The organism is Metapseudomonas cellulosilytica (assembly GCF_049334135.1).
In the GTDB taxonomy this organism is placed as follows: Bacteria; Pseudomonadota; Gammaproteobacteria; order Pseudomonadales; family Pseudomonadaceae; genus Metapseudomonas.
This window is the reverse complement of record NZ_JBHZGN010000007.1, coordinates 115291-128388: the sequence shown is the minus strand read 5'-3', so window position 1 is coordinate 128388 and position 13098 is coordinate 115291. Positions and strand designations below refer to the sequence as shown.

Below are 13098 nucleotides of genomic sequence, written 5' to 3'. Positions count from 1 at the left end.
ACCGACTCCACCGTAGGGTGCGCCACGCGCACCGATTACCGGATCAGCCCCTGCGCCTCGCTCAACCACCATTGGTGCGCACGGCGCACCCTACCCCGCTTCAGCCAGACAACTTGAGTCGTAATAGGCAGAGCCGGTGACTCATGGCTACGTCCGAAGGGCGTGGTTTCCCGAGTTCAAATGAAAAAGCCCGGATCAGGTCCGGGCTTCTTCGTTCAGGCTGACAGGCTTCAGGCAATCTTCGCCAGCAGGTCCCGTGCTTCCTGTTTCTGCTGGTCGTCGCCTGCGATGATGACCTCATTGAGGATGCTGCAGGCCGCCTCGATATTGCCCTGCTCGATGTAGGCCAGCGCAAGGTTGAGCTTGATGAGGTTCTCCTGGCGCGCGTCCAGCTTGTCCAGTTCCTCCAGGCTGACCAGGGGGTCGGCGAACTCGACGGTGAACTCGTCCAGGCCCTCGGCACGGGACAATTCCGGCAGTTCGCCGAACGGGGTCAGGGTGTCGGCGTCCAGGGTCAGCTCGAAGACTTCCGGCAGTTCCTGGAGATTGGTGGGGAAGCCCACGTCCTCTTCCACGGTCGGGAAGGCCTGGACCACGGCAGCCTTGCCTTTGGGCTCGGCAGTCCTGAACGGGCTGACCTGTTCCCAGTCCGCATCCAGGGGGTAACCATCGAAATCGATCTGCACGCCGTCCATGGGCTCGTTGCTTGCCACGGCCAGGCCAGGCGTGGCTTCGTCCAGCACGAAAACGGGCTCGACGGGGGTTACGGCAGCCGAACCGACATCCGCGTAGCGCGCACGTATGGCCGCCAGGCGCTCTTCGTCAGCCTGCAGGTCACGCAGCGCAGCCTCCTCGAGCGTGAAGGCCACCGGATCGCGCAATTCACCCAGCACCTCCAGCAACCGGTAACGCAGTTCCAGGCGTTGCGGTTCGTGGGCGACGGCCGGGCGCAGCACGCCCAGCGCTTCGCGCCAGCGGCCATAGGCGATGTAGATGTTGGCGCCTTCCAGGGCGTCGGCGTTGACCTTGGAACTGGATGCAGCAGCCACCGGCAACGGCACGACGACCGGAGCCGGTTCGGGGCTGGTCGGGGCGACAGGCTGCAGATCCTGATGGCGGTGCTGGAAGGCCACCTTGGCCTTGCCGGTGGTCTGGGCCTCTTGCAGCTCCTGTTCCTGCGCCTCGCGGCGGGAACGACGCAGCAGCACCCAGTCCAGGAGGAACAGCAGGACCAGGCCGGACACCATGATCGCCCACCAGACGGGGCTGATGCCGGAATTGCCTTCGTGCACCGGAGCCAGGGTCGCTTGCTCGACAGCCTGGGCGGCCGGGATCGCCACGGCGGCCGGGGCCGGCTGGGCCTGCGGAGCGTCGCTGACCGGCACGGCGGCCATCTGCTGCACCTGGGTCTGCAGCTCGGCCATCTGCTGGTCGCTGCCGCTCAACTGATTCTGCATGGAGTCCAGCTTGGCCTGGAGTTCGGCGATTTGCTGGCGCAGCTCGGCGCGCTCGGCTTCGCCCTGGGCGATGCTGGAATCGACGCGCTGCTGGGCCTGGGTCAGCTCGTCCAGCGTCGGTCCGGACGGCGCGGCGGGCTGGGCCGGCGCTTCGGCCGGCTGGACGGTCGCGGCGGCAGCCACCGGCGTTGCCACCTGCGCCGCCGCATCCGGCAATAACAGCGACTGGCCGACGTGCAGGCGATTGATATCGCCACCGGGGAAGGCCTGTGGATTCAGGGCATAGATGCCGTCCAGCATCTGCCGCTGGGTCATGCCGCTGGCGGCGCTGAGGCGTTTGGCGATGAGCCAGAGGTTATCTCCCTGTGCAACCTGGTAGCGCCTGCCCTCGGTGGCAGCCGGTGCGGGGCCGGGTTGCACCTGTGCCGGGCGCGGCGCGGCGACAGGAACGGGAACGGCATCAGCCTGGACGACCGGCGCGGCACTCGCGGTATAGGCGGAACCGGGCGGGTCCAGCAACAGGGTGTACTCGCGCAGCAGCTTGCCGTTGGGGCGCGCCACTTCGACGATGAAATTCAGGTAGGGCTCGCGGACCGGTTGGCTGGACACCACGCGAATGCGGCTGCCCGCGCCACGGATCATCGGACTGAAACGCAGGTCGTTGAGGAAGATGAAGCGATCGACGCCGGCATGCTCGAAGGCCTCGGCGGATGCCAGCCTGACCTTGATTTCGCTGTCGTCGAGATCACCGACCTCAAGGAGTTCGATCTCGGCATTCAGTGGCTGGTTAAGGGCAGAGTGCAGGGAGATTTCGCCTAGCCCTAGCGCCGGCACCAGGCCCGAATAGAGCGCAGAACCTGAAGCAAGCGTCAAAAGGAGCTTGTGCACCCTTGCCATATGTCCTCCCCGGCCATTCGCACCCACGAGTTGCACCTTCGACGTCCTGCCTGGACGTTCTCGAGGTGACGTGAGAAACGCAGACCTCAAAACAACAGTGATAGCGGGATAATGCTCCTTATCCATCCCACTGAAGATCCGTGATGGCGGGCTCCCTGCTCCTTCACCCACCGTAATGGCAGCTGGCCACAAGCCAGGCCTGTAGCTTACTCCACTATAGGAAAGATTTCGCTAGGGTCTTGACAAATTTTTCATCGTGCGATTTGCACGCTCAAACCCTTGCAGGACGCACGCCCCGGGCAGGTACAACCGCCACCAGGAAGAGCAGCGCAACCAGCCAGAAGCTCTGTTCGAACGCCATCGCCTCAGCCGCAGCATCGCCTCCGCCCGCAGTATGACGCCACTCCAGGAAGAAGGTCAGCAGGTTGACACCGAAGGCGCCACCCAACTGACGAACGAAGGTGATGGCGCCCGCCCCCAGGGCCAGTTCGTCACGGCTGAGGACGTCCAGCGAACCGGTGCTCATCGCCGGCAGGAGCAACCCGAGCCCCAGGCGGCCGACGCAGGCCCAGGCGCAGAGTGCCAGGAATGACGCCCCCGCCCCCACCAACCCCAGGGCGGCGGATGACAAGGCGAATACCAACAGGCCGAACACCAGCATGGAAGCTGCCGACAGCCGATCACTGGCCCAGCCGCCAAGGAAAGAGGACAGCCCCAGCACCACGCCGGTCGGCAGCAGCAGCAGGCCGGCCTCGCCAGCGCTGTAACCCTCTACCGTCTGCAGGAACAGTGGAATCAGGTAGGTGGAGCCGTAGAGCCCCAGCCCAAGCACCAGGGCCACCCAGCTGGCCTTGCGAAACGCCGCATGCCGCCAGAGTTGCAGCGGCAACAGGGGCCGCTCGCTGGACCGGCTGCGACGCAGGAAGGCCAGGGCGCAACCCAGTCCGATCAGCCCCGGCAACCAGGCGCTCGGGGCCAGCCAGCCGAAACGCTGTGCCTCCGCCAGCGCACCGAGCAGGGTGAAGAGCGCGACGCTCAGCAAGGCGAACGCTGGCAGGTCCACGGCAGGCGTTCGCCGATCGCGGTCGCTGGGCATCAGCCACTGGGCGCCGACCAGTGCCATCAGGCAGAGCGGCAACGGCAGCCAGAACACCGCGCCCCAGCCGAAATGGTCGATCAGGTAGCCACCCACGGTCGGCCCCAGGGTGGGTGCAACCATGATCCCCAATCCGTAGATACCGAGGGCCATGCCGCGGCCGCCGTCGGAATAGACGCGGAAGATCAGCACCATGGCCAGGGGCTGGATGATGCCCGCGCAGGCGCCCATGAGGATGCGCAGGGCGATCAGCTGCCAGGCCGAAGTGGCCACCAGGGCCAGGACTGAAGCCAGGCCGAACAGGCCCAGCCCGATCTGTACGGTTCGCCGCGCCCCCAGCCGCGCCTGGCACCAGGCGGCCAGCAGAAGGCCGGCGGTCATGGCGGCGAGAAAACCGGTGGCAAGCCACTGCGCCAGCGGACGGCCGATCGAGAAATCGGCCATGATCGCCGGCAGCGCGACGTTGATGCTGGTGGACGCGAGGATCATCGCCATGCTGCCGAGCATCAGCAGCCCCAGCAGCCATTGCGGATAGCGGGCTCCGAAGCGCTGCTGGAGCGCTTCCAGATCCTCGGCCATCAGAGACGGTCCAGATTGGTCAGTATCCGGGCGTGGACCTGCTGGCAGTGGCGCAGTTCTTCGTCGTCGATACCGTCGAAAAGCTCCTGGCGCAGCTGGCTGGAGATGGCTTCGATCTTCTCGATCAAGGGACGGGCCGGCGGGCACAGGGCGATCTTCTTCGCCCGGCGATCCTCGGCGACGGCCATGCGCTGGATCAGGCCCTGGGCCTCCAGGCTGTCGAGCAGACGCGCCAGGGTTGGCCCCTCGACGCCGACGCTCTTGGCCAGCTCGCGCTGGGTGGGTAAATCCTCGAAACGGGACAGGTGCAGCAGCACCAGCCAGCGGGCCTGGGACAGCCCCATGCCGGCCAGCCGGCGGTCGAGTTCGGCGCGCCAGGCACGGGACATCTGCGCGAGTTGCATGGCGAAGCGGTGTTGATCGGGGTAGGACATCGGAATTGACTCGGACTTCTTATACTAATTATTAGCCAGCTAATCATAGCCGCAAGCCACGAGCAAGCCCCCTCCTCTACCACTTCACATACTGGTCCTCGACGAACCCCCAGATTCCATCGATTGACAGCGCTGGCCGCCCCGGCGGCCGCAGGGTGCCGTTGAAACGGCCGAATACCTGGCGGAAATTGCTTGCAATAAAGCCGAGGTTCAGCCGCTCCTGATGCAGCCCCGCGCCCACGAAGCGGAGCTCCACCTGCTCATCATGGGAACGGATGGTCCAAGAGTCCAACGGCCGGTCACGATCGAAGGTGAACCTGACGGTATCGACCTTGAACAGCTGGCCATCCAACCAGAAACAGTTCTCGGTGAAACTGGTCTCGTTCACCCCGCAGGACAGGTTCAGCCCGACACGTTGCCCAGCGGCGAGGCCGGACAGGCAGGCCCAGTTCCAGTTGGTCTCCGGGCGCATGTAGCCGGCGGACCAGTCGTGATGGGCAAAGGCGCCGATCCGCCCGAGGTCGAAATGACCCAGCGCGCTCTGCACCTCGCCACGGCAGGTGACACCGGCCACCTTCTGCGCATAGACCCAGCCATTCACCGCGGCCGGGGTGCAGATGCACATGGGCTGGAAGGCCGGTTGCCGGTCGCTGAAGCAGGCGTCGATACGGGTGCCGTCGTCCAGTTCCACCAGCAGGCGCTTCTCGCCCGCAAGCGCGCTGTTCTCCAGGCGCAGGAGATTGCGGCCCTGCCGCAGCTCGCAGACGCCGTCATCCGGCGACTGGGAAAAGCGCATCCCCAGGCCGAGCGGCAGCTTGAACTGGCGCTCGACCATGCGCCCGCTGGCGGGGTGGTAGAGGTAGACGAAACCGATGCCCACCAGGCTCAGGTTGGCCAGGGCGCAGCCGCCAATCAGCTCGTCGCTGATCAGGCCGAAGTACTGGAACTGGTGGAACCGTCGCCACTTGGCCAGGGCTCCGAGGCGGCGGCCCATGGGCGAGCGGAAGTCGAAGTCACGGTAATTGATGAGGCCCGGCGCGGCGGGAAAGATACCGAAGTGCGGCTGGCCGTCGGCCCGGATCAGCTTGTCCATGCGGATCGCTCATGGCAGGAGGAGCGGCGATGCTAGCACCGGCGGTGGCCCCGGACAGTCACCGGCCGCGCCAAGGCGAGCGACGAATTGAGTTCTGCAGGAAAAGTCGCCGAGCGAAGGCCGCTTTCGTCAGACGTCAGGCCACAACGCGGTTGCGACCGAGTGCCTTGCCTTCGTACAAGGCACGATCCGCCTGCTCATAGAGCTCGTACAGCCTGTCCAGCGGCATGCCCGGGCCCGGGCGCACGCAGGCAACGCCAATGGACATGGTCAACACCTGTGCGGTGGGCGATGCCTCGTGGCGGATCGCCCGGCGCTCCAGGGCGTCTCGCAGCTTCTCGGCACAGTACCGCGCTTCCTCGTCATTGATGCCATAGAGCAGCACGGCGAATTCCTCGCCACCCAGGCGTACCGCCATGTCCAGCGGGCGCCGCGCGGTGTCCTCCAGCACCCGGGCGACCTGCTGCAGCACCTGGTCGCCGGCCTGGTGGCCGTAGCGGTCGTTGTAGGCCTTGAAATGGTCGACGTCGCACAGCAGCAGCGCCAGGCCGTGCTGCTCGCGCTGGGCCTGGCGCCACAGGCGTTCCAGCTGGCGGTTGAAGCTGCGCCGGTTGCAGAGCCCGGTGAGGCTATCGTGATCGGCCAGCACCCGCATCAGGCGGCTGACGAGGAACTGCTCGCGAGACTTGAACTCCAGCAGGTAGCAACCCACGGCGCCGGCCAGGTTGCCGAACAACAGGAACAGCAGGTTGTTGATCAGCCGCACCCAGGGCAGCCCGGCCCACAGCTCCAGGCCCACATAAGCCACCAGTATCACCAGTGAAACACCCAGGGCCTCCACCAGACGCAGTCCCACCAGGAAATAGGCGGCCATGCACACCAGCAGCAGCCCTTCATAAGGAAAGGACGGGGCGCTGCGATGGGCTATCGCCACGACCGCCCCGGCGCCGATGCCGAGGGCACCGATACAGGTCAGGCTGAGGGGGGCCAGCAGGTTGCGATGGCGCCGCTGGATCATCAGCACGCCGCAGCCCAGCAGCAGGACCAGCACGCCCAGGCGAACCGCCAGCAACCACCAGCGCGTTTCGCTGCTGACCAGGTAGAAATCAAGCACGGCGAACGCCAGCCAGATCACCAGGCCGACGCTCAGCGCGATGCGTTTGAGGTCGAAATTCTCTTCGAGGAAATAATCGCGGTATTCGCGCTCCAGGGAGGGCGCGAAACGTAATTGGCGAAACCCCAGGGCGAGCTGGTCAGCATAGGGGTTGGGACGAACGTCATTCAGCCAGGCAATGTTGCTGTAGGACACTTCTACCTCTTCTATCGGAGGCCTCTGACGCACATTAGCTGGTTGGGAGATGCGTCACAAGTTCGTCGTTTTGCCCCGTCATGATTCCGACGCCATGCACGCCCCACTACCCCGCGCTCCGGACTTCGTAGGGCGGATGTCGCTTTTTATATCCACCAACGCGGCCAAACCTGGCTCCGATGGTGGATCGGTGAAGCGTGATCCACCCTTGGCACTACACAGGCTTGCGCCCCGATCAGGCCTCGAATTCCGCCTGCAGGGCGGCACGCACGCAATGCAGCACGCCATCGGGCACGCGGCCGGCGAAGAGCTCGGCCACTTCCGCGACGGCTGGCAGCTCGCCTTCGCCGTCGAGGAAGGCGTCCTGGATCTCGCTCAGCAGGTCCTCCGGCAGGTCCAGGGCCTGTTCCAGGCTGAGCTGCTGGTTACCAATGGTTTCGGCCAGCAGGCTGTAGACGTTCTTCTCGCTGCAATCGAGCTGGCGGGCGATCTGCGCCGGGGTCATGCCGGCGCGGGCCAGGCTGACCAGTTCATGGCGCAGGTCGGTAACGGCGCGGGGCGCCTCACCCGCGCCATTGAGCACTTCGAGGAACGCTTCGCCGTAGCGCTCCAGCTTGCGCGCACCAACGCCGCTGACGCGCGCCATCTCGGCGAGGCTGCGCGGCTGGCTGCGCAGCATCTCCAGCAGCGTGGCGTCGGGGAAGATGACGTAGGGCGGCACGCTGTGCTCCTCGGCCAGCTTGCGGCGCAATGCACGCAAGGCCTCCCACTGCGCGCGCTCCTCGCCCCGCACCAGTTGGCTGGCGGCACTGGCCGCGGGCTTGGGCGCCTTGGCCGAGAGATCCCGGCGCAGCTCCAGGCGTACCTCGCCGCGCAGCAGCGAGCGGCAGGCCTCGGTCAGGCGCAGGCCGCCAAAGCCTTCCAGGTCGACGTCGGCCAGTCCGCGCGCCACCATCTGGCGGAACAAGGTGCGCCACTCGCCCTCGGACATACCCTTGCCCACGCCGAACACCGACAGGTGCTGGTGGCCGGCGGAGCGCACCTTCTCGTTGTCACGCCCCAGCAGCAGGTCCACCAGGTGGCCGACCCCGTAGCGCTGGCCGCTGCGGTAGATGGCCGATAGCGCCTGGCGCGCCGGCTCGGTGGCATCCCAGGTCTGCACGCCGTCGGTACAGATGTCGCAATGGCCGCAGGGGTCGGCCAGCACTTCGTCGAAGTAGGTCAGTAGCGCCTGGCGGCGGCAGCGGGTTTCCTCACACAGGGAGAGCATGGCATCCAGCTTGTGCTGCTCGATGCGCTTGTGTCGTTCGTCGCCTTCGGAATTGCTCAGCATCTGCTTGAGCAGCAACACATCCTGCAGCCCGTAGACCATCCAGGCATCCGCCGGCAGGCCGTCACGACCGGCGCGGCCGGTTTCCTGGTAATAGGCCTCGAGGGACTTGGGCAGGTCGAGATGGGCCACGAAGCGCACGTTCGGTTTGTCGATGCCCATGCCGAAGGCGATGGTAGCCACCATGATCAGCCCCTCCTCATTGAGGAAGCGCTTCTGGTGATAGGCCCGCAGGTCATTGGCCAGGCCCGCGTGGTAAGGCAGTGCCGGGAAGCCCTGCTCGGACAGGAAGGCCGCCACCTCCTCCACCTTCTTGCGCGACATGCAGTAGACGATGCCGGCATCGCCGCGGCGCTCGGCGAGGAAGCCCAGCAACTGCTTGCGCGGCTGGTCCTTGGCGACGATGCGGTAAAAGATGTTCGGTCGGTCGAAGCTGGAGAGGAAGCGCTCGGCGTTCTGCAGGTGCAGGCGCTGGACCATCTCCTCGCGGGTGCGCATGTCGGCGGTGGCGGTCAGGGCCATGCGCGGCACGTTGGGGAAGAGTTCGGCCAACTGCCCCAGTTGCAGGTACTCGGGGCGGAAATCATGGCCCCACTGGGACACGCAGTGGGCTTCGTCGATGGCGAACAGGCCGATCTGCAGGCGCTGCAGGAAGGCCAGCATGCGCGGTTGCACCAGGCGCTCGGGGGCGAGGTAGAGCAGCTTGATCTCGCCGCGGCGGATGCGCTCGGCGATATCCCGCTGGGCCTCGGCCGACAGCGTGGAGTTCAGCGCAACCGCAGGCACGCCCAGTTCGTCGAGGGTGGCGACCTGGTCCTCCATCAGGGCGATCAGCGGCGAAACCACCACCGTCAGGCCGTCGCGCAGCAGCGCCGGCACCTGGTAGCAGAGCGACTTGCCGCCGCCGGTGGGCATCAGCACCAGGGCATCGCCGCCCGAAGCGACACGGTCGATGATCGCGGCCTGGTTGCCGCGGAAAGCGTCGTAGCCGAATACGTCTTTGAGGATGCGCTGTGCCTGGTCGAGCATGGGGGTCTCCGGAACAAGCCGCGCATTATACGTCAGCAGAACCGGCAAGGTGCCCACGCCCATCGCCCCCGCTTTTGCCGCGGGCCTCGCACTCGACTAGAATTCAGCGTCGATTCTTTCTCAAGGTAGTCCCACGATGTCCTTCGCTGAGCAACTGTCCCGCCTGCAAGCTTTCCTCGATGCCGATGACCTGCACGAGGAGGCTCTGGACTATGTGGCCGCCCACGGCTACCTGACGGCCCTGTCGATCTGCCCCAACCAGGTGCCGGAGCGCGAGTGGATCGACGCCCTGTTCGCCGAGCCGCCGCACTACCGCAGCGACGCCGAGCGCGAAGAGATCGAAGCCACCCTGCTGGCCCTCAAGGCCCACATTGCCCGCCAGCTGGCCAGCGATGACGACCCCGAGCTGCCCTGCGACCTGGACCTGGGTGACGACCCGGATGACTCCGACCTGCGCGGCTGGTGCATCGGCTTCATGGAAGGCGTGTTCCTGCGCGAGGAGACCTGGTTCGAGGACGCCGAAGAGGAAGTCAGCGAGCTGCTGCTGCCGATCATGGTGGGTTCCGGCCTGTTCGACGAACAGCCCGAGTTCGCCGATATCGCCAAGGACCGCAACCTGGTGGATGAAATGGTCGAGCAGATCCCCGAACTGCTGACCGCCCTCTTCCTCCTCTGCAACGCCCCGGAAGAAAAGCCCGCACTGCTCAAGCCCCGCCACCACTAAGGCCGGCGCGGATGGCGCACAGCGATATCCAGCAGCAGCGCCACCCGGCGCTGCGCATGATCCTGCTGCTGATTGGCTGGCTCAGCGTCGTCCTGGGCGTGATCGGCATCTTCGTGCCGGTCTTGCCCACCACGCCCTTCCTGCTCCTCGCCGCGGCCTGTTTCGTCCGCAGCTCGCGGCGTTTCTACCTGTGGCTGGTGGAACACCCGAAGCTCGGCCCCTGGATCCGCGACTACCTGGAAGGCCAGGGCATCCCGCTCAAGGGCAAGGTCTACGCCCTGGTGCTGATGTGGGCCAGCATCAGCCTCTCCTGCTTCCTCGTGCCCCTGCCCTGGGCACGCGGCTTCATGCTCACCAGCGCCGTGCTGGTCAGCATCTATATCCTTCGCCAGAAGACCCTGCGCAGCCAGTGACACCCGGCATCCAGCCGGCAGACCCGCGAATGCCTGCCTAGAATCTCTCCATCCCGGGCGGAGAGAAGGCCGATGCGGCAACGGCGGGTGGCAATGGGACTGCGACAACCCTCGTGGCTGGCATGGCAAGGCGCCTGCCTGCTCGCCGGCCTGCTGCTGTGCCTGGCCAGCGTGCTGGCCAACTGGGACTTCGACCTGATCATCCGCAACGCCGAGAAGCACTATGGCGACCTGGGCCCGGCCAAGGCACGCATCCTCGCCTGGAGCGATCTGATCCAGGCCAGCGTCGAGCTGCCCGAGGCGGAAAAGCTCGGCGCGGTGAACCGCTTCTTCAACCATGAACTGCGCTTTTCCGACGACACCCGCATCTGGCGCGACAACGACTACTGGGCCACCCCGGTCGAAGCCCTGGTCCAGGGGGCCGGCGATTGCGAGGACTACGCCATCGCCAAGTACTTCACCCTGCGCCGCCTCGGCGTTCCCGCCGAGAAGCTGCGCATCACCTACGTCAAGGCCCTGCGGCAGAACCAGGCGCACATGGTGCTGACCTACTACAAGACGCCCACCGCCGATCCCCTGGTGCTGGACAACCTGGTCGGCGACATCAGTCCCGCCTCGCAGCGCAGCGACCTGCTGCCGGTGTACGCCTTCAACGCCGAGGGGCTCTACACCGGCGCCAAGCGCGCCGGGGACACCAAGAAACTGTCGCGCTGGCAGGACCTGCTGAAAAAGATGAAAGCCGAAGGCTTCGCCATTGGAGAGGGTTAGCCCATGTCCTTACTCAAGCAACTGTTCCTGGCCATCTGCCTGCTGCTCGCACTGGCCTTCGCCGGCAGCTTCCTCGCCGGGGTGGAAAGCTCCCGCGAGCAGTTGCTCAGCCAGTTGCGTTCCCATGCCCAGGACGCCGCCACCGCCCTCGGCCTGTCCATGACACCCCATGTCGACGACCCGGCGATGATCGAGCTGATGGTCAGCTCCATATTCGACAGCGGCTATTTCGCCAGCATCCGCGTCGTGCGCATTCCCGATGGCGGCGTGATCGCCGAGCGCAGCGCCACCACCAGCAGCGAGCAGGTGCCGAACTGGTTCGCCCACCTGGTCAACCTGCGGCCCCAGGGCGGCGATGCGCTGATCATGCGCGGCTGGCAGCAGGCGGCACGGGTGGAGGTGCTGAGCCACCCCCAGTTCGCCCTCGCCAAGCTGTGGGACAGCGCCCTCGGCAGCCTGGCCTGGCTGCTGCTCTGCGGCGTGTTCAGCGCCCTGGTCGGCGCCTGGCTGCTACGTACCCAGCTGCGCCCGCTCGACAACATGGTGCAGCAGGCCGAAGCCATCAGCCGTCGCGAATTCCTCGCCCTGCCCAAGGTGCCGCGCACGCCGGAACTGCGCCGCGTGGTGCTGGCCATGAACCAGATGGTGGACAAGCTGCGCAACCTCTTCGCCGAGGAAGCGGCCCGCAGCGAACGCCTGCGCGAGGAGGCCTACCAGGACAGCCTCACGGGCCTGGCCAACCGCCGCCAGTTCGACATCCGCCTGGCCAACCAGCTGGTGCCCAACGAGCAGAACGCCGCCGGCTACCTGATGCTGCTGCGGGTCAATGACCTGGCCGGGCTCAACCAGCGCCTCGGCGGGCAGCACACCGACGCCCTGATCCGCGACATCGGCCAGACCCTCGACAACCTGCTGCGCCAGCGCGGCGCGGCGGACTGGCTGGCCTCGCGCAGCCGTGGCGGCGAGTTCGCCCTGCTCGCCCCCGGCCTCGGCAGCGATGACGCCGAGCAACTGGCCCACAGCCTCGTCGATCAGCTGGAACACCTGCACGCCACCGGCGCCAGCGACCGCAGCCCGGTGGCCTACCTCGGTATCGCCGCCTATCGCCCGGGGGAAGAAATGCAGAAGGTCCTGGGCCGCGCCGACCAGGCCCTTGCCCAGGCCACGCAAGGCCTGGATCGCTCCTGGGTACGCCTGGACGACTACGACGCCGCACCCGGCCAGAGCCAGCACGACTGGCGCGCCTGGATCGACGATGCGCTGAGCCAGGGCAAGCTGCGCCTGTACTTCCAGCCCGTGGGGCTGTGTTCGAACATCAGCGAAACCCTGCACCACAAGGTGCTGGCGCGCCTGCAGGATCCCCAGGGCGAGGCCGTGGCGGCCGGCCGCTTCCTGCCCTGGATCGAACGCCTCGGCTGGGCCGCGCGCTTCGACCTGGCCATGCTCGAACATTGCCTCGCCCACCTGGAGCAGCACCCCGCTCCCATCGCCCTCAGCCTGTCCGCCGCCAGCCTGGGGGAAGAAGCCAACCGCGAGCGCCTGGTGGCGCTGCTCAAATCCCACCCGCAGCAGGCCGCGCTGCTCACCCTGGAGCTGGACGAACGCCACCTGCCGCCAGCCAGCCAACTGGCGCAGATCTGCCAGGCCATTCGTGAAACCGGCTACAACCTGGGCCTGCAACATTTCGGCGGGCGCTTCAGCCTGATCGGCAACCTCGCCCACCTGGGCCTGGCCTACCTGAAGATCGATGCCACCTACATCCGCGCCATCGACCAGGAAAGCGACAAGCGCCTGTTCATCGAGGCGCTGTTCCGCGCCACCAACAGCATCGACCTGCCGCTGATCGCCGAGATGGTGGAAACCCGGGGCGAGCTGGACACGCTGCGGGAACTGGGCATCCAGGGCGCCATGGGGCGCCTGGTCGGGGCGCCGGCACCCTGGCATGAATAGGCCGCGGGCGCCGGCCGCC

10 protein-coding genes are annotated in these 13098 nt (G+C 66.5%); 4 read left to right on the top strand and 6 right to left on the bottom strand.

Going from position 1 to position 13098, the window contains the following annotated elements; genetic code table 11:
• Positions 1-230: 230 nt before the first annotated feature.
• From ACFW0H_RS11240 to recQ, 6 genes are all read right to left on the bottom strand, one after another.
• Positions 231-2330, bottom strand: a complete 2100-nt coding sequence (locus ACFW0H_RS11240) for a FimV/HubP family polar landmark protein (protein ID WP_422913982.1) — start codon at positions 2328-2330, stop codon at positions 231-233.
• 295 nt (positions 2331-2625) lie between these two features.
• Complete coding sequence (locus tag ACFW0H_RS11235) at positions 2626-4029, bottom strand: DHA2 family efflux MFS transporter permease subunit (protein ID WP_422913981.1); 1404 nt, start codon at positions 4027-4029, stop codon at positions 2626-2628.
• Positions 4029-4463, bottom strand: coding sequence for a MarR family transcriptional regulator (locus tag ACFW0H_RS11230; RefSeq protein ID WP_422913980.1), 435 nt, complete (start codon positions 4461-4463; stop codon positions 4029-4031). Before ACFW0H_RS11230 ends, ACFW0H_RS11235 begins: the two co-directional genes overlap by 1 nt.
• Before the next feature lie 76 nt (positions 4464-4539).
• Entirely contained in the window at positions 4540-5556 is a 1017-nt protein-coding gene (locus ACFW0H_RS11225; protein WP_422913979.1) for a DUF2804 domain-containing protein, read from the bottom strand.
• A gap of 136 nt (positions 5557-5692) precedes the next feature.
• Positions 5693-6865: a GGDEF domain-containing protein gene (locus tag ACFW0H_RS11220; RefSeq protein ID WP_422913978.1), complete on the bottom strand. Its 1173-nt coding sequence runs from the start codon at positions 6863-6865 to the stop codon at positions 5693-5695.
• A gap of 235 nt (positions 6866-7100) precedes the next feature.
• Positions 7101-9224 carry a DNA helicase RecQ gene (gene recQ / locus ACFW0H_RS11215; protein ID WP_422913977.1) on the bottom strand — a complete coding sequence of 708 codons (2124 nt, stop codon included), beginning with the start codon at positions 9222-9224 and terminating at the stop codon, positions 7101-7103.
• A gap of 136 nt (positions 9225-9360) precedes the next feature.
• On the opposite strand from recQ, the gene ACFW0H_RS11210 reads away from it, so the two are divergent.
• The 4 genes from ACFW0H_RS11210 to lapD all read left to right on the top strand — a co-directional run bounded on the left by ACFW0H_RS11210 (position 9361) and on the right by lapD (position 13079).
• Positions 9361-9948 carry a UPF0149 family protein gene (locus ACFW0H_RS11210; RefSeq protein ID WP_422913976.1) on the top strand — a complete coding sequence of 196 codons (588 nt, stop codon included), beginning with the start codon at positions 9361-9363 and terminating at the stop codon, positions 9946-9948.
• An 11-nt stretch (positions 9949-9959) separates the two neighbouring features.
• The gene (locus ACFW0H_RS11205) at positions 9960-10361 is read left to right on the top strand and encodes a YbaN family protein (RefSeq protein ID WP_422913975.1); all 402 of its coding nucleotides are present in this window, start codon (positions 9960-9962) and stop codon (positions 10359-10361) included.
• 72 nt (positions 10362-10433) lie between these two features.
• Entirely contained in the window at positions 10434-11129 is a 696-nt protein-coding gene (gene lapG, locus ACFW0H_RS11200; RefSeq protein WP_422913974.1) for a cysteine protease LapG, read from the top strand.
• 3 nt (positions 11130-11132) lie between these two features.
• Complete coding sequence (lapD, locus tag ACFW0H_RS11195) at positions 11133-13079, top strand: cyclic di-GMP receptor LapD (protein WP_422913973.1); 1947 nt, start codon at positions 11133-11135, stop codon at positions 13077-13079.
• Positions 13080-13098 lie beyond the last annotated feature (19 nt).

Excerpts from the sequence above, each read along its gene's own strand:
- ACFW0H_RS11235 (WP_422913981.1), bottom strand. The coding sequence starts at position 4,029 with ATGGCCGAGGATCTGGAAGCGCTCCAGCAGCGCTTCGGAGCCCGCTAT.
- ACFW0H_RS11230 (WP_422913980.1), bottom strand. The coding sequence starts at position 4,463 with ATGTCCTACCCCGATCAACACCGCTTCGCCATGCAACTCGCGCAGATG.
- ACFW0H_RS11225 (WP_422913979.1), bottom strand. The coding sequence starts at position 5,556 with ATGGACAAGCTGATCCGGGCCGACGGCCAGCCGCACTTCGGTATCTTT.
- recQ (WP_422913977.1), bottom strand. The coding sequence starts at position 9,224 with ATGCTCGACCAGGCACAGCGCATCCTCAAAGACGTATTCGGCTACGAC.
- ACFW0H_RS11210 (WP_422913976.1), top strand. The coding sequence starts at position 9,361 with ATGTCCTTCGCTGAGCAACTGTCCCGCCTGCAAGCTTTCCTCGATGCC.
- ACFW0H_RS11205 (WP_422913975.1), top strand. The coding sequence starts at position 9,960 with ATGGCGCACAGCGATATCCAGCAGCAGCGCCACCCGGCGCTGCGCATG.
- lapG (WP_422913974.1), top strand. The coding sequence starts at position 10,434 with ATGCGGCAACGGCGGGTGGCAATGGGACTGCGACAACCCTCGTGGCTG.
- lapD (WP_422913973.1), top strand. The coding sequence starts at position 11,133 with ATGTCCTTACTCAAGCAACTGTTCCTGGCCATCTGCCTGCTGCTCGCA.